The organism is Planctomycetota bacterium (genome assembly GCA_016872555.1).
Classification (GTDB): domain Bacteria; phylum Planctomycetota; class Planctomycetia; order Pirellulales; family UBA1268; genus F1-20-MAGs016.
Map to the genome: position 1 here is coordinate 12,554 of VGZO01000049.1, position 15,227 is coordinate 27,780.

Sequence of the window (15,227 nt, forward strand, 5' to 3'; positions counted from 1 at the left end):
GCGACCCCGCGCATCGGCCACCGCACCGTCGTCATCGCAGTGCCGGTCGGGGCGTACGGGACCGGGCCACCGGGGCCGGGCACAGCCCGAGCGCGGACGCCTTGCCGTGGAACAGCGCCAGCGCCTCGCGCTCGCGCGGACCGAGGTCGTAGTGCAGGTTGTCACGCAGGTAGCCGAGGCATTGCTCGACGGTCAGCCCGTGGCCGGCCGCTTCGGCCGCGGCGATCGCCGCCAGGCCCCGCCGGCCGCGGTCGCGGGCCGACCCGAGGGCCGTCTCGAGGGTCGCCACGGTCGCGTCGTCGAGACCGGCACGGGCCACCCAGACGGCGAACACGAACGGCAGCCCGGTCCACCGGCACCACTCGTCGCCGAGATCCTGCACGAGGCAGAACGCCCCCGCGGGGCCCCCCACGTCGCCGCGCTCGCCGAGCACGCGGCCATCGAGAGCCCGGTCGCCGATCAGCAGGACGGCGTCGGCATTCGTGTCGGACAGACGGCCGCCGATCGGCAGGATTTCCAGTTCCGGCCGGACTCCGTAGCGCTCGGCGAGGATGATCCGGGCAAGGGCGACGCTCGTCCGCGAGCCCTCGTCGATCGCCAGCGTCCGCACGTGGGCCGGAGAGCGGCGGAAGAACAGCTTCACGCTCATCACCGGCCCGTGGCAGCCGATGCAGGCGTCGGAGACCACCCGTTCACCGGCCCCGCGGAACAGCTCGATCGACGGGATCAGGGCGACGTCGTAGGCGCCGGCGGCGAGGCCGTCGGCCAGCCGGCTGGGCAGGTCGAGGACCAGGTCGATCCCCGCCCCGGCGAGGCCGGGGATGAGCGGCTTGGTGTTGAGATACGACACCGCGCCGATCCTCAGCCCACGCCGGTCGGACGGGCCGGCATGATCGGTCCGCTGCGACGAGCGGCTGACGGGCACGGCGGAAGGGGAACGGTCGACCATGGCTCGGGTGAGGATAGGCGGTGTGGTCCGGGGAGATAACCGCAGATCCCTGGTCCGGGTAACTGCCGGAGGGGCAGGCGGTTCGCCCGGCGAATCCGCGCGCAGAACGTCCGAAAAAGCCACTGCGCAGGCTCGACGGAGGGGGCGGGACCGGTGAGGCAGGGGGGATCAGGGCTCGAGGCGCCGGAAGGCGTCGAACCCCAGCGCCATCGGGATCGCTGCCGCGGCCGCCGACACGGCGACGGCGACCGTGACCCCGGCCGCCACTCCGGGCCAGGTGCCGAGGCGCTGCAGGATCCCCACCCAGCCGCCGCCGGCCAGCTGGCCATGGCTGGCGAGGATCGCCAGCTGCGTCGGCACCGCGGTGGCGAGGACGACGACCACCACCAGCAGCGCCCCGAGGACCAGCGCCAGCGTCCCGCCGAACCCGGCGGCGATCTTGGCGGCCGACGACTCGCGGAGGTTTGGCATCCACGCCCCCAGGCCGACGGCGATCCCCGACAAGCCGAGGCACATGCCGACGGCGGCCACGGCGTGGACACCCGCCACCCAGGCCGGGAGGCGGAGCATCGCGTCGCTGGTGAGGACCAGCGCCACGCACGGCACGACCGTGCCCGCCGCCGCGAGCACGAATTTCGACCACAGGATCTCGTCGCGCCGCACCGGCAGGAGCCCGAGGATCCAGAACCGCCTCCCCTCGAGGCTGACCAGCGGAAACACGAATTTCGTCGTGAATGTCGACAGCACCAACCCGATCGCGGAGAGGTTGAGGAATCCGACCACGGGGGCGTAGGAGCCGCTGTAGTGGAAGGCGCGCATCGACAGGCAGTAGAAGCCCAGCAGGACGACGAACGCCGCCAGCTGCGACCACTGCGTGACGTCGCGCCGGAAGAGGCGGATGTCCTTGAGGAGCAGGAGCCAGACCGGTGCCGCGGCGCGCTCGCCGCGCCCCGCCAGGAGCGTGTCGAGGCGCCGCGCGCGCGGCGGCCGCTTGGTGGGGATCTCGGCCGAGAGCCGGCTGTAGCCGGTGCGGTACAGCCGGCGCGCCAGCGCCGCGGCGGCGACCGACAGCGCCAGCGCGTTGGCGACGAGCACGGCGAGGAACCGCGCCGATTCGGCGAGCGTCGCCGGCGCTCCCGGGCCGTGGGCGGCGGCGGCCTCGAGGAGCCCGCTCGACAGCCACCAGCTCGGCAGCAGGCGTTGCTGGGAGACCTCGAGGCGGGCGAGCACCTGCTCGAACCACGGCACCGTGAGCGAGTCGGCCCCCGGAGTGGCCAGTGCCGACCACGCCAGCCACCCAAGCCCCGCGGCGATCGCCACGGCCGCCCCGGCGGTCGCCTGGAGGCGGTAGCGCGGCAGCCAAGCGACGATCAAAAGCGCGAGCATCGCCCCGATCGTCGCCGGGATGGCGATGAACGACACCATGAAGGGGAGGAGGAGGAGGTAGTAGGCCGGACCCGCCCCGCGAACCTGCCCGAAGGCCGCCAGCAGCGGGCTGCCGAGGAGGATGAACCCCCAGCCGGCGAACCACAGCGCTTCCCGGAAGATGTGCGTGAACACCGCCTCCGGACGCGCCGGCAGCGTGAGCAGGAGTCGGGCCTCGCGCGACGTGTACAGCCCGGCGTAGGCGAGGATGCCGGTGGAGAACACCACCATCAGCATCAGCGTCGAGAAGAAGCTGTTGAACAGCAGCGGGGCGACGACCAGCTGGGCCGAATCGAGGAACGCGAACGCCTCGCGGAACAGGGCGAACAGCGTCGCCCAGAAGATCGCGCTGAGCAAAGCCACCAGCGCCAGCCGCAGCCGTGCCGTCCGCAGCATGCCGCGGAGCGTGGCCCAGGCCGAGAGGAAGCGCAGCCGCCAGAAGAGGCGCGCCTCGGCGGCCTCGTCGAGCGGCCGGCACCGAGGAGACGGATCGCTCATCGGTCGGTCTCCGCGGGGTGCGGGTCCCCGGCGGCACCGACCTGGTCGGTGAGCTCGAGGTACAACTGCTCGAGCCCCGCGGCGCCCGATCCGGCCACCTGCCGGCGCAGGTCGGCGACGGTGCCGAGGAAGCGGAGGCGGCCGTGGACCATGATCCCGAGGCGGTCGGCGAGCTCCTCGGCGAGGGCGAGGAGATGGGTCGACATGAAGACCGTCATCCCGCGGCCGACGCGCTGGCGGAGCATGTCCTTGACGATCCGCATGCTCCGCGGATCGAGGCCGACCATCGGCTCGTCGAGGACGAGGACGGCCGGGTCGTGGACCAGCGCCGCCGCGAACACCAGCCGCTGCCGCATCCCCAGCGAATAGCTCTCGGCGAGGTCGTCGACGAACGCGCCGAGTTCGAACGTGGCGATCTGCGCCTCGATCGCCGCGGCCGCGGCTGACCGCGGCATGCCGAACATGTCGGCGATGAACCACAGGAACTCGCGACCGGTGAGCTTCTCGTAGAGCGTCGGCTCGTCGGGGACGTAGCCGAGGTGGAGGTGGGCGGCGCGCGGGTCGGCGACGACGTCGTGGCCGCGGACGCGGATCGAGCCCCGGGACGGCGCGAGCAGGCCGACGAGCATCCGGATCGTCGTCGTCTTGCCGGCGCCGTTGGGCCCGAGCAGCGCGAACAGTTCGCCGGCGGGGATCGTCAGGTCGAGGTCGGCCACGGCCGGCTTGTGGCCGTAGCTGCGGCTGACGGCGGAGAACTCGATCATCGGGAAGGGGCCCCGGACGGGGCGGCGACGGTGCCGGCGAGCTGCTCGGCGAGGAGCACGGCGTCGGCGTCGGAACGGCGCTGGAAGGCGATCACGGCACTGCCGAGCATCGCCTCCTGACGGAGGACGCGGCCGGCGCGGTCGACCCACAGCCGCAGCCGCGGCGGCAGGCCCGGGGCCGACTCGTCGGCAAACGTCACCAGCCGGGTGGTCACCGGCTGGCCGTCGGCGTAGAGCATCGTCTCGCGCTCGACGTGGACGTCGAGCAGCGCCACCGCGGCCGATCCGCCGCGCAGCGGATTGAACACCGGCGCCGTCCAGCGCTGCCCTACCGAGAGCCCCGGGAGGCTGGCGTGCGGTGCCAGCTCGTCGGCGAGGAGCAGCGACTCGGGGATCGGCCGGCTCGTCTCGTAGCGGAACGCGCCGGCCTCGAGCGCGACACGCAGCGTGCCATCGGCGACGGTGCCGTCGACGAGGAACGTCTCGCCCGAGTCGGGGAGGACGACGGTGGTGCGAAACCCCTCGAGCCGGCCGCGCGCGTCGATCGACGTCCGGCCGCGGGCGTCGAGCGCGAATTGCCGTGCCGCCGGCAGGCCCTGCTCGACGATCGCGCGGAGCCACGGCGGCACGACGTCGGCCAGCGGCACGCGCTGGAGGACAAGCGCGCTGTCGACCGCCAGGCCACCCGCCGGGAGCAGCGTGGACCGGGAGACCGCGGTGCCGATCGGCCGGTCGTCCCAGCGGACGTTCCAGGCCACCGGGGGATAGTCACCGCCGACGGCGTGCAGCGCCCGGTAGGTCGCCGGAGGCCGGCTGCGGAGGGTGGGGAGGATCTTGTCGACGACCAGCCAGCCGGTGGCGATGCACCAGAAAACCACCACCAGCGGCGTGTACCAGGAGCGCGGCATGACCTGAGCGTCGGGGAGGGCACGGAGACGGCTTCGCCATGCTACCCGTCGCGACGGCTGCGATTGTCACCGCCCGGGCGCCGCCCTAAGATGTCGGGCAGTTTCGGGGGATCGGGCCTGTCTGGATGGATCCGTCCGGGAGGCTTTTTTCATGCACAACGTGTCCTATCTCCAGCGCTGCCCCGTGTGCAGCCGGTTGCTCCGCATCCGCGTCAGCCTGCTGGGCAAGCAGGTCTTCTGCCAGCACTGCGGCGGCAAGTTCCTCGCCACCGACCCGGCGACCCGCCGTCATGCCGCCGCCGCCACAGGCTGCTGCCACGACGGCGACGGCCGGTCGGTCGACCCCCTGCTCGAGCGCGTCGAGTCGGTACTCCAGCGCGCCGGCCAGGCCGTGGCCCACCACGGGCACGACGCCGACCTCGATGCGCCGCTGCATTCCTGAGCGGCGCCGCGGCTGACCGCGGTGCCGGTCGCGCCCGACGGGCGGCGGAGTGCTCGCGCCCGCGGCACAGACCGCGCGCTCATTCGCCCGGCGTTGCCGTCGCCACCTCGGGCCAGGCGGCGGTGTCGAGCCGCGCCAGCCGCGCCAGCGCCCGCCAGTAGCCGGGAAACGTCTTGGCGACGCAGCCGGGGTCGGCGATCACGACGCCGGCGGTGGTCAACCCGGCCAGCGCCAGGCTCATCGCCATCCGGTGATCGTCGTACGTCTCGACGACCGCGCCGTGGAGGGGGCGGGGGCGGATCGTGAGGCCGTCGGCATGCTCGCTGACGTCGGCACCGAGCCGGGCCAGCTCACGGACGAGGTCGCCGATCCGGTCGGTCTCCTTGTCGCGGACGTGGGCGACGTTGCGGATCGTCGTCGGTCCGTCGGCGAACAGGGCGACGACGGCCAGCGTCGGGACGGTGTCGCTGATCGCGTTCATGTCGATGTCGATGCCGCGCGTCGCCCGCCCGGCGACCGTCACCCCGGCGGCGTCGTGGGTCACCCGGCAGCCCATCCGCCCGAGGGCGTCGGCGAACGCCACGTCCCCCTGGAGGCCGTCGGGCCCCAGGCCGGCGACCGTCACTGCCCCGCCGGTCAGCGCCGCGGCCGCGAGGAAGTAGCTGGCGGCCGAAGCGTCGGGCTCGATCGCGTAGCGGCGCGCCGCGTAGCCGCCCGGCTCGATCCGCCAGCTCCGCGGTCCGGTCACGGTGCACGTCGCGCCGAACGCCTCCATCACGCAACGCGTCATCTCGAGGTACGGCGTCGAGACGAGCGTGCCGGCGAACTCGAGGTCGAGCCCACGCGGCATGCAGGGGCCGGCCATCGCCAGGCCGCTGGCGAACTGGCTCGACGTGCCCCCGTCGACGACCGTCGCGCCCCCCGCCAAACCGGTCGAGCGGATCACGACCGGCGGGCACTCCCCCGGGCTCTCCGCAGTGGCCTCGACCCCGAGCCGGCGGAGGGCCGCGAGCAAATCGCCGATCGGGCGTTTCCGCATCCGTGCGGTCCCGTCGAGGCGGTACGAGCCCGACCCGAGCCCGCAGACGGCGGCCAGGAACCGCATCGTCGTGCCGCTGGCGGCGCAGTCGAGCGTCGCCACCGTCGTGGGGATCCGGCCACCGCTGCCGTGCACGACGATCCGGTCGGCCGGCCAATCGGGCTCCAGCGCGATCCCCAGCGCCGTCAGGCCGGCCGCCATGACGCGGGTATCCTGGCTGTCGAGGACCCCCGTCAGCGTGCTCGTGCCGCGCGACAGCGCCGCGCAGACCAGCGCCCGGTTGGTGATGCTCTTGGAGCCGGGGGTGCGGACCGTCCCGGTCACCGGGCCGCGGCAGGGAGTGAGGGGAAGGAGCACCGACATGCCGGCGAGTGTACCGCCCGCAGCCGCGCCGGCCGACGGCGCTCCGCGCCCCTACGACGTGTCGCTGCCGCCGACGATCCGCTTCGGATCCGGACGGATCGCCGAGCTGGGTGCCGTGGTCGCCGGGCTCGGCCGCCGGGCGCTGCTCGTGGGGAGCGCCCGCGGGCTGTTTACCGAGCCCGCCTGGTCGGCGGTCGCCGCCAGCCTCGGCGCGGCGGGCGTGGCGCACGAGCGCCTCGCCGCGGCGGCCGGAGAGCCGACGGTCGATGCGGTCGTGGCGGCGCTCGCCGACACCGTCGCGCGGCGCCGGCCGGACGACGTCGTCGTCGCCGTCGGCGGCGGGTCGGCGATCGACCTGGCCAAGGCAGTCGCCGGGCTGGCGGTCGTGGCCGCGCCGGGAATGTCGGCCGCGGCGCTCGACGAACTGGTCGTCGACCACCTCGAGGGGGTCGGCCGGGGGCTGGTGCTGTCACGGCCGGCGCTGCCCCTTGTGGCGGTGCCGACCACCGCCGGCACCGGGGCCGAGGCGACGCGCAACGCCGTCATCGGCTGCCCGCGGCGGCGCTTCAAGAAGAGCCTCCGCAGCCCGCTGCTCGTGCCGCGCGCCGTGATCGTCGATCCCGACCTGACTCGCTCCTGCGACCGGGCGACGACCGCCGCCGCCGGGCTCGACTGCGTCACGCAACTCGTCGAGAGCTTCATCAGCCGCTTCGCGGCGCCGGTCCCGCGGGCGCTGGCGATCGCGGCGCTGCCGGCCGCCGTCGCCGCCCTGCCGCGGGTCCTCGCCGATCCCGCCGACACCCCCGGCCGCGCGGCGCTGGCCCACGGGGCGCTGGTCTCGGGGATCGCGCTGACGAACTCCGGTCTCGGCATGGCCCACGGCGTGGCGGCGGCGCTCGGCGTCGAGTGCGGCGTGGCCCATGGCGTGGCCTGCGGGATGCTCCTGCCGGTGGCGCTCGGGGTGAACCGCGCCGCCGCCGCGGCCGACCTTGCCCTGCTCGAGCGCGCCTGTGACCCGACCGCTCCGGCCGACGATGCGGCAGCGGCCGAGGCGTTCGTCGCCCGGATGACGGCGCTTGTCGACGGCTGCGGACTGCCGCGGCGCCTGCGCGACGTCGGTCTCGCCGCCGACCGGCTCGGGTGGCTGGCGGCCAATTCCGGCGGCGCGAGCATGCGCGGCAATCCGGTCGCGCTCGACGCCGACTCGCTCCGGCCGATCCTCGCCGCGGCCTGGTAAAAGCCGGAGTGGTGAGCGCCGGTCACTCGTCGGCGGGCAACAGCGCCGGGTCGTCGAGGAGGCCGAGGAGCGCCGCGGCATCGACGCCGCCGGCGGCGGCCGTCTCCCAGCACGCCCGGGCGGCGTCGAGATCGGGCTCCGGCTTGGTGGCTTGGTGGGCGCCGACGAACACCTGGTTCTGCGGCCGGTCGTCGAACCAGGCGGTGACGATCGCCAACAGGATCTTTCCCGGGATCCGCGCGCGGGGGACCGTGGTGTTCTTGCCGGTGGTCCGGTAGATCAGTTTCGTGTCGTCGATCTCGACGATCGCGACTTTCTTTCCGTCGATGTCGTATTCCTGCCCCGGAGTGACCGTCGCCAGGGCCTGCTCGCGGTAGTCGACGAAACGCTTCGTGGCGTCGACCAACTGTTCCCAGGCGGCGACACGGTCGCGCTCGTCGTCGCCGCGCGCACTGCGGGCGACGGCCGTGAGCCCCTCCTTGGCGGTGGGGAAGTCGCGCTGCGCGAGGGCGCGGCGGACCGCGGCCAGACCGGCGTCGAGCGCTGCGTTGGCCGTCGTGCCGGAACCGACCGCCGGCGCCGGGCGCGCCGCCGCTGGATCATCGAACGGGCCGGGGAGCGTCGCCGCGGAGGGTTGGTCGGGTCCCGGAGGCGCTAAGGCTGGTTCAGTCGCTGACGACGCGCCGGCAGACTCGGCGGACTCGACCATCCGCTCGTCGGTCGTTGCCGCGGCGTCGTCCCGTGTCATCGCTTCGGGATCTGGTGTTCCTTGGGCCGGCGGCGGCACCGCAGCTTCGGTGATCGTGTCGGGGCGCGGCGCGGGTGTTGGCGGCGATGATCCTGCAGCCGCGAGCGCGTCGAGCGTTGACTGCGATCCATCGGAGGGCACGGTGCGCTCGGGAGCGGTTCGCCGCGGCGGGTCTGCCACCCGGCCGGCCACGCTTGCCTCGTCGTCCGTCGCCGGTTCGTCGCGGCGGGCGACTTCGCGCGGCGGGCGGAATGGCGCACGCTTCTGCCACGTGAGGAATCCGAGCAGGCCGGCGAGCGCGACGAGGCACAGGCTCCCGACGACGAACAGCGCCGGCGGTCCCGAGCGGCGGCGCGGCAGCGGGCGCCTGACCTGGATCGCGATCGGCGCCGCGTCGGCCACCGGAGGCGGGGTGGGCATGACCTCCGCGCGTGGCGCTGGCCGGCTCTGGCCCGGCGGAGGCGGCGGCATCGCGAACGCCGGTCCGGCCGGCCGACGCGGCGCCGCGGGCGCGTGAGCGCCGCGCCCTGCCGCGGCGATCTCGCCGAGCACCTCCTCGCGGGCTGCCTCGACTCGCTCGAGCAACGCCCGGCGAACCGATTCGAGGGGCCCGGCGTCGATCCCGCGCAGCAGCCGGATCCGCGCCTTGGCCGCTTCGAGGACGACCATCGGGTCGGCCTCGGCGGGGAGGATGCCGAGCACGCGGCGCGGCACCCGAAGATCGTCGGGCTCGATTCCCAGCCAATCGCGGCAGGGGCCGGCGGGGATCAAAGGCTCGGCCATGGACCGGCTCACGCGGGGAGATGCCGCCAAGACAAAATCGTACCGCGATGGAACACGGGGGAAAACAGCGTCTGGCGCTACGGCCCGATCAGCCGCGCAGCCGCCACACGGTCAACTCGGAGATCGAATGCTGGTGCTTGCGTGCCGTTTCCCGGATCACGAACGGAATGTCGCCGCGGTGGACCAGGTCGAACCGCTCCGCGAGGGCCGCCGCCAGGCCGTCGAAGCTCAAAAGCGGCTCGCCATGCTCGCGCCGGCCACCGAGCCATTTCGCCTTGGGCGTGTATTCCTCGAGCCAGGTATAGGGGCTGGTGAGGGCGAGGATCCCGCCAGGGAGGATCCGCGCCGCGATCCCGGCGAGGAACAGCGCCGGGTCGTAGAGCCGATCGACGAGGTTCCCGGCGAACACGAGGTCGTAGCCGGTGTACAGCGCCTTGAGGTTGCAGGCATCCCCCTGCATGAACGCCACGCGCCCCGCGAGACCCTCGGCTCCGGGGCCGGAGGTGAGCCCGAGACGCTCGAGCGACACGCTCCGCGCCACGGTCAGCTCCCCTTCGAGTGGCACCTCGTAGAGGACCTCGTCCCCCTGCTGCAGCCGCACGCCCGCCTGGATGAACCGCGCCGAGAAGTCCACGGCGTCGACGTGGGCGAACGACCGGGCGAACTCGAAAGCCGACCGCCCCACCGAGCAGCCGATGTCGAGGCAACGGGTGCGGCGCCCGGCCGGCACGAAAGGCAGCACCGCCGCCACGCAGGCCGACGGATAGTTGCCCACGCCCAGCGCCTCCGGGCCGTAGTGAAACTCCAGATACTGTGTGACGAGCTGGTCGGTCTCGTAGAGGCGCGAGCCCTCGGTGACCGGGTCGTGCCCTGCGGCGTCGACGATCGGCCGGAACCCGGCGTGCTGGAAGAAATGACGGCGGAACGCGTAGCGGGCGCTCACGAGGGCTTCGTTGCCCGTCGCGATCCAGGAACCTCCCTTGATGAGGTTGTGGCGGCCGTCGAACGTCGGCACCGAGAAGTCGTCGTACAGCCGATGGACCGCGAACCCCCTGAAGGGCATGATCGGCGTCCGCGTCCACTGCCAGACGTTGCCGACGACGTCGCAGATCTCCTGCCGGCCCGTCCCGGGGACGGCGACGGCCTGCGGGAACATCGTCACCGGGCAGCTCGAGGCGAAGTGCTCGAGGTTGATGTTGCCGGGAGCCGATTCCCAGTCGGGCTGGTCGGGGAGGCCGGTCGCCTGGCGCAGCGCCAGCCAGTGGGCCTCGCCAGGGAGCCGGACCTCGAGCCCGGTCGTGGCCCGCTGCCATGCGCAATATGCCTCGGCCTCGAGGCAGTTGACCTCGACCGGCCAGTCGAGTGGCAGCGGGATCTCGTCGAGGAGGTTGCGCTGCCGGTAGCCGCCCCCGTCGTGGATCCAGAACTTCGGGTGCTCGGCCTTCGTGAACCCGAGCCAGCCGCGCCCCTCGTCGGTCCACCAGGCGTCGTTGCGATACCCGCCCGCCTCGACGAACCGGAGAAACTCGCCGTTGCTCACCAGTTGCCGCGCGGCGCTGAACGGCGCCAGTCGCACCTCCTCGGTGCCGTACTCGTTGTCCCAGCCGTAGGTGTCGTCGGCGGCCGGCTTGCCGAGTGTGACGGTCATGGCCGGGAAGTCGACCCACGGGTTGTCGGGGTTCGGCCCGGACAGCGTGCAGGTCCGCCAGATCCGCGCCTCGGCTGCCGTCAGCTCGCCGGGGCGCCGCAGGTGGGCCAGCGGCATCTGCCGCATGATCACGCTCGACGTCTCGAGATGGATCCGCTCGTGCTCGATCCCCATCAGGATCACCCACGCCGGCGAATCCTCACGGACGGGCAACTCGAGCGGCATCGACTCGATGAACCCGTCGACGAGCTCGCGGAGCCGGCGGCGGTAGTCGCGGATCGCGGCAACGCTCGGCCAATCGTAGTGGGCCGTGTTGAGGTCGTCCCACGACATCTCGTCGACGCCCACGGCCATCATCGCCTCGATCCGGGCGTCGAGCCGGGCGGGGATGAACCGGCCGGCAACGAGCTTGTTGACGTAAAACACCGCCGGGTGGGCGAAATAGAAGATCAGCGGATGGCGGAGCGGCTCCCAGCGCTCGTACAGGGCCCGTTCGTCGCGGATCAGGTCGAAGAGCCGGTCGTAGAGGGCGCTGGTGGCGTGGTAATAGCGCCGCAGGGCTGCCCGCCAGGCGGCCACCGGGTCGGCGGCGGCGGGATCACCGGCAAGGCGGGGTGTTTTCGTGGGGACGAGCGGACCGGCGAGGGAGTCGAGGCCGCTCCCGGCGGGGGCGGCGGTGACTGCGGAGATCATGCAGGGCCCTTCACAGGTCGGCGTCGAAGATCCAGGCAACTCTATCACGGCATTCGAGGCCGTTCACGAGCCCGGCCGGCACGCCCGCCGACGCGGCGAGCAGCGCTCCCACGACCGTGCCGCGGTGGCAGTTGTCGCCACCGACCAGCGCGTTGGCGACGACCCCGGCCGTGAAGTCGCCGGCGTGCCGCCACGCCAGCCACAGCGCCGCCGGAAAACTCTGGTCGATGTAGCAGGCGCTGCTCACCTTGCCGCCGACGACCGCCCGGTCGGGAAGCCCCTCCCACTCGCGCCGGCGGGCGGCCGGCAGCCACGGCCCGGCCTCGTGGTCGATCGCCTCGCGCAGATCGGCACCGCGGCAGACGCGCTCGAGGATCCGCGCGAACGCCACCGCCGCGTCGAGGACGTCGGGGTCCTTGTGGGTCAGGCTGACATGGAGCCGCACGAGCCGCACGAGATCGGGATGCCGTCCACCGAGCGCCGCCACCAGGGCCGGCACCTGCACCAGCCCGCCGACATGCTCGTCGCGGACACCGCAATTGATCGGCTTGCGGCCGTGGGCGAGGTTCGTGAAGAAGTGGCGGTGGTACTCCTCGACGTAGGTGTCGCGGTGCTTTCCCGGGGTGCGCATGAACGCCACGTATTCCTCGAGCCAGCGCTCGGGGTCGTAGTGACGGTTGCGCCGCACCAGCGCCGCCAATTCGACGGCGAGGAGGTAGTTGAGCGTGTTGCCGCCGGCGGAGAGGAACTGGTGGTAGTGGATCCCGCGCTTCCCCCAGAACTCCGCCTGGTTGTGGAGGATCTCCCCCGCGGGGCCGGCCGGCTCGTAGCGGCTCCGCCACAGGATGCTGTCGGGGTGGGGATTGTGCGGCGCGAGGTACCGCCCGGCGGCGGCCGCCGTGGCCAGGTCGGGGTAGTCGCGGTCGAGGGCGGCGCGGTCGTAATACCAATGGACGGGCATCGCCAGCGCGTCGGCGACGAGGCTGCCGACGAACGCCGCGCGATCGGGTTCGGCGACGAGCCGGTCGGCGGCGTCGCTCATACGAGCACCCGGGAGAGGAACTCGCGCACCCGCGGCACGTCGTACCGGGTGAACAGACCGTCGGCGGGACCGTGAGCGAGCACTCGTCCCTCGGCGACAAACGCGAACTCGTCGGCCACGCGCCGGGCGAACGCCATCTCGTGGGTCACCAACACCAGCTCCGTTCCCGCCGCCTTCAGTTCGCCGATCATTTCGAGCACCTCGCCGCGCATTTCCGGATCGAGTGCCGACGTCGGCTCGTCGAGGAAGATCCGTCTCGGCTCGACGACCAGTGCCCGGAGGATCGCGATCCGCTGCTTTTGCCCCCCGGACAGCTCCGCCGGGCGCTTCGCGGCGTGGGCCGCGAGGTGAAACCGCTCCAGCGGCCCTGCCACCCTCCGCCGCGCCTCGCTTTCGGTCAAACCGTGGACATGCACCAGCGGTAACAGCAAGTTGTCGAGCGCCGACAGGTGGGGAAAGAGGTTGTAGGCCTGAAACACCGTCCCGACCGTCTTGCGGTAAGCGCGGAGCCCGGCTTCGTCCCCCGGAAGCGCCACGCCGTCGAACGCCACGGTCCCGGCCACCGGGCGGTCGAGGCCGGCGAGGATCCGCAGGAGCGTCGTCTTGCCGCCACCGGAGGGACCGATGAGGACGAGCGACGCGACGTCGCCGGTCTGGAGGTCGAGCCGGTCGAGGACCGGCGGTCCGCCGAAGTGCTGCACGAGGCCGCTGACCGAGACGCGCATACCGTCAGGCCTCGTAGCGGAAGCGCTTCTCGAGCCACCGCGCCAGGGCCGACAGCGGGAGCGTGAGGGCGAGGTAGCCGGCTGCCAGCGGCAGGTAGCTTTCGAGCGTCGAGTAGGTGAACGAATTGACTTCCTGGGCGGCGAGCGTGAATTCCGAGATCGCGATCACCGACAACAGCGACGAATCCTTGACCAGCGACGCCAATTGTCCGGCGATCGGCGGTAGCACCAGCCGCACCGCCTGCGGAAGGATCACCAACCGCAGCGTCTGCCACGGGGTGAGGCCGATCGCCCGGGCGCTGTCGCGCTGCGTGGCGGGGATCGCGGCCAGGCCGCCGCGGATGATCTCCGCCATGTAGGCCCCGGAAAACAGCGCCAGCACGGCGACGCCGACGACGAATCGGTTCTTGATCCCGACGGCGGCGGCGACGACGTAAAACCCGATCAGCAGTTGCACCAAGAGCGGCGTCCCGCGGATCAGTTCGACGTACACGCGCCCCACCGCCTCGACCAGCCGCCAGCGCGACTCACGGCACAGCGCCGCGGCGAGGCCGACGGCGATGCTTCCGACCAGTGCCGCCAGGCTCAGGCCGACGGTGGTCACGAGCCCGCGCACGAGCAACCAGCGATACTGCCAGACGCCGGTCCAGTTCCAGGAATAGTCGCTGCTGGCGAAGGCGGCAGCCAGAAGCAGCGCCAGCGTGACGGCGACGATCGTGTGGGCAAGCCAGCGCGGCATGGCAGGAGCGTACCACGCGGCGGGTGACGCGGGGCGGACGGGGGAGGCGGAGCGTGGCGGCGGTCATGCGCGTGGGCGGCGTGGATTGGCGGTGGTTTCCTGCGGCATGCCCATCGACCACGCAGCGGCATACGCGGCCCAGGCGTTGTCTGGGATCCCCGTGGCGGAGCCCCCGAACAATCCCCTGGTTGCCCCGCTCCCCGTGCCCCCCGAAGAGGACGCAGGTTGGTTCCCGGTCGCCATCCACCGTGCGAACGTGTCCCAGCCGGTGGCCCGACAAAACTCGGCGGCATCGGTCGCGTATGTCGCGAGCAATTTGCTATCGGCGACCGGCGGTACGTAGACCGCGATCCCCCCGCTTGACCGCATGTCAGACGTCCGCGACACGACCATCGCCGACACCGCGTTGACCACGTCGGACGCAGTCGAACGCAATGCCTGCGGCAACGACGGTGTGTTCACGATCCCCGTCATGAAGCTCTTGAGATCGACGGAGACAATGACGTCAGGGAATTGGCTGTAATCCCCGTACTGCGGGCTGCCACTGGCGGCACCGATCAGTAGGTCACGCTCCGGTGCACCCAGTGTGCGAGTTGCCGCCACGAACGCCTTGATCGCTCGGTTGAGGGCGTTGTAGCCAGAGGTGTCGGTTGCCGAAAGAGTGTCAAATCCCGGCCGGACGGCATACTGTTTCTGGTAGCTCTGGACCATTCCTTCAGCAAGCTGCCTTGAGGTGATCGAGGTGGGAGTGGCCGCAAGCCGCGAGTACGCCGTCGTGTAGTCCTGACCAGCCACCAACATGACTTCCTCTGAGGCGACGAACACACCAGCGACGGATGCGCTGATGGCTGTCCCGACCTCTGCCATGGCCATCAAACAGCTGTTGTAGGACAAGACATCGATCTTCGGCATTCCCGATGCGTTGAGTGCAGAGCCGATTTCACCGATCGTCAATGCGTCGTCTTTCGACTCAGGGTCGAACTGCGATCCGAGAAACCCCCCTCCGTGGCCCCACACCTGTAGAACGTAACGCTGGGCCGGCGCCCGCAACATGCCCCACTTCATGAAGTCAACCAGCGTGGTCGGGTCGCCCGTATTGTTGACGGCGGTTGAAAACGGCGGCGCGGGGCGGTCGAAAATGGTGGCGCTTGGTGGTGTCGATCTCCCCTGAGTCCGTGGGGGTGTCGCGGTTGGTTCGATACCCTTTCAGTCCGGCCGTCGTCG

The 15,227-nt window shown here is 72.0% G+C and carries 13 protein-coding genes; 2 read left to right on the plus strand and 11 right to left on the minus strand.

Going from position 1 to position 15,227, the window contains the following annotated elements; translation table 11 throughout:
* Positions 1 to 31: 31 nt before the first annotated feature.
* The 4 genes from FJ309_14195 to FJ309_14210 all read right to left on the minus strand — a co-directional run bounded on the left by FJ309_14195 (position 32) and on the right by FJ309_14210 (position 4,544).
* Positions 32 to 949 (minus strand): menaquinone biosynthesis protein, encoded by a 918-nt coding sequence (locus FJ309_14195; GenBank protein ID MBM3955740.1) that lies wholly within the window; start codon positions 947 to 949, stop codon positions 32 to 34.
* Between the two features lie 168 nt (positions 950 to 1,117).
* Positions 1,118 to 2,872: a hypothetical protein gene (locus tag FJ309_14200; GenBank protein MBM3955741.1), complete on the minus strand. Its 1,755-nt coding sequence runs from the start codon at positions 2,870 to 2,872 to the stop codon at positions 1,118 to 1,120.
* A complete protein-coding gene (locus FJ309_14205; protein MBM3955742.1) occupies positions 2,869 to 3,636 on the minus strand; it encodes an ABC transporter ATP-binding protein in 768 nt (255 codons plus the stop codon). The genes FJ309_14200 and FJ309_14205 overlap by 4 nt, the downstream gene beginning before the upstream one ends.
* Positions 3,633 to 4,544, minus strand: a complete 912-nt coding sequence (locus FJ309_14210) for a hypothetical protein (GenBank protein MBM3955743.1) — start codon at positions 4,542 to 4,544, stop codon at positions 3,633 to 3,635. Before FJ309_14210 ends, FJ309_14205 begins: the two co-directional genes overlap by 4 nt.
* A 186-nt stretch (positions 4,545 to 4,730) precedes the next feature.
* On the opposite strand from FJ309_14210, the gene FJ309_14215 reads away from it, so the two are divergent.
* Positions 4,731 to 5,147, plus strand: coding sequence for a hypothetical protein (locus FJ309_14215; protein MBM3955744.1), 417 nt, complete (start codon positions 4,731 to 4,733; stop codon positions 5,145 to 5,147).
* Here the strand turns inward: FJ309_14215 and aroA are convergent.
* The gene (gene aroA / locus FJ309_14220) at positions 5,066 to 6,388 is read right to left on the minus strand and encodes a 3-phosphoshikimate 1-carboxyvinyltransferase (GenBank protein MBM3955745.1); all 1,323 of its coding nucleotides are present in this window, start codon (positions 6,386 to 6,388) and stop codon (positions 5,066 to 5,068) included. The genes FJ309_14215 and aroA overlap by 82 nt on opposite strands.
* Here aroA and FJ309_14225 point away from each other — a divergent pair.
* A complete protein-coding gene (locus FJ309_14225; GenBank protein ID MBM3955746.1) occupies positions 6,387 to 7,625 on the plus strand; it encodes an iron-containing alcohol dehydrogenase in 1,239 nt (412 codons plus the stop codon). The genes aroA and FJ309_14225 overlap by 2 nt on opposite strands.
* 22 nt (positions 7,626 to 7,647) lie before the next feature.
* Here the strand turns inward: FJ309_14225 and FJ309_14230 are convergent, their stop codons facing one another.
* The 6 genes from FJ309_14230 to FJ309_14255 all read right to left on the minus strand — a co-directional run bounded on the left by FJ309_14230 (position 7,648) and on the right by FJ309_14255 (position 15,203).
* Positions 7,648 to 9,156: a hypothetical protein gene (locus FJ309_14230; protein ID MBM3955747.1), complete on the minus strand. Its 1,509-nt coding sequence runs from the start codon at positions 9,154 to 9,156 to the stop codon at positions 7,648 to 7,650.
* 88 nt (positions 9,157 to 9,244) lie between these two features.
* The gene (gene ovoA / locus FJ309_14235; protein MBM3955748.1) at positions 9,245 to 11,497 is read right to left on the minus strand and encodes a 5-histidylcysteine sulfoxide synthase; all 2,253 of its coding nucleotides are present in this window, start codon (positions 11,495 to 11,497) and stop codon (positions 9,245 to 9,247) included.
* Between the two features lie 10 nt (positions 11,498 to 11,507).
* Positions 11,508 to 12,539, minus strand: a complete 1,032-nt coding sequence (locus tag FJ309_14240; protein MBM3955749.1) for an ADP-ribosylglycohydrolase family protein — start codon at positions 12,537 to 12,539, stop codon at positions 11,508 to 11,510.
* The gene (locus tag FJ309_14245) at positions 12,536 to 13,264 is read right to left on the minus strand and encodes an amino acid ABC transporter ATP-binding protein (GenBank protein ID MBM3955750.1); all 729 of its coding nucleotides are present in this window, start codon (positions 13,262 to 13,264) and stop codon (positions 12,536 to 12,538) included. The genes FJ309_14240 and FJ309_14245 overlap by 4 nt, the downstream gene beginning before the upstream one ends.
* A 4-nt stretch (positions 13,265 to 13,268) precedes the next feature.
* Positions 13,269 to 14,003, minus strand: coding sequence for an amino acid ABC transporter permease (locus FJ309_14250; protein MBM3955751.1), 735 nt, complete (start codon positions 14,001 to 14,003; stop codon positions 13,269 to 13,271).
* A gap of 63 nt (positions 14,004 to 14,066) precedes the next feature.
* Entirely contained in the window at positions 14,067 to 15,203 is a 1,137-nt protein-coding gene (locus tag FJ309_14255; protein ID MBM3955752.1) for a hypothetical protein, read from the minus strand.
* Positions 15,204 to 15,227 lie beyond the last annotated feature (24 nt).

What these genes read in the sequence shown, in the direction of transcription:
- FJ309_14195 (MBM3955740.1), bottom strand. Translation starts at nt 949, where the DNA reads ATGGTCGACCGTTCCCCTTCCGCCGTGCCCGTCAGCCGCTCGTCGCAG.
- FJ309_14200 (MBM3955741.1), bottom strand. Translation starts at nt 2,872, where the DNA reads ATGAGCGATCCGTCTCCTCGGTGCCGGCCGCTCGACGAGGCCGCCGAG.
- FJ309_14205 (MBM3955742.1), bottom strand. Translation starts at nt 3,636, where the DNA reads ATGATCGAGTTCTCCGCCGTCAGCCGCAGCTACGGCCACAAGCCGGCC.
- FJ309_14210 (MBM3955743.1), bottom strand. Translation starts at nt 4,544, where the DNA reads ATGCCGCGCTCCTGGTACACGCCGCTGGTGGTGGTTTTCTGGTGCATC.
- FJ309_14225 (MBM3955746.1), top strand. Translation starts at nt 6,387, where the DNA reads ATGCCGGCGAGTGTACCGCCCGCAGCCGCGCCGGCCGACGGCGCTCCG.
- aroA (MBM3955745.1), bottom strand. Translation starts at nt 6,388, where the DNA reads ATGTCGGTGCTCCTTCCCCTCACTCCCTGCCGCGGCCCGGTGACCGGG.
- FJ309_14230 (MBM3955747.1), bottom strand. Translation starts at nt 9,156, where the DNA reads ATGGCCGAGCCTTTGATCCCCGCCGGCCCCTGCCGCGATTGGCTGGGA.
- ovoA (MBM3955748.1), bottom strand. Translation starts at nt 11,497, where the DNA reads ATGATCTCCGCAGTCACCGCCGCCCCCGCCGGGAGCGGCCTCGACTCC.
- FJ309_14240 (MBM3955749.1), bottom strand. Translation starts at nt 12,539, where the DNA reads ATGAGCGACGCCGCCGACCGGCTCGTCGCCGAACCCGATCGCGCGGCG.
- FJ309_14245 (MBM3955750.1), bottom strand. Translation starts at nt 13,264, where the DNA reads ATGCGCGTCTCGGTCAGCGGCCTCGTGCAGCACTTCGGCGGACCGCCG.
- FJ309_14250 (MBM3955751.1), bottom strand. Translation starts at nt 14,003, where the DNA reads ATGCCGCGCTGGCTTGCCCACACGATCGTCGCCGTCACGCTGGCGCTG.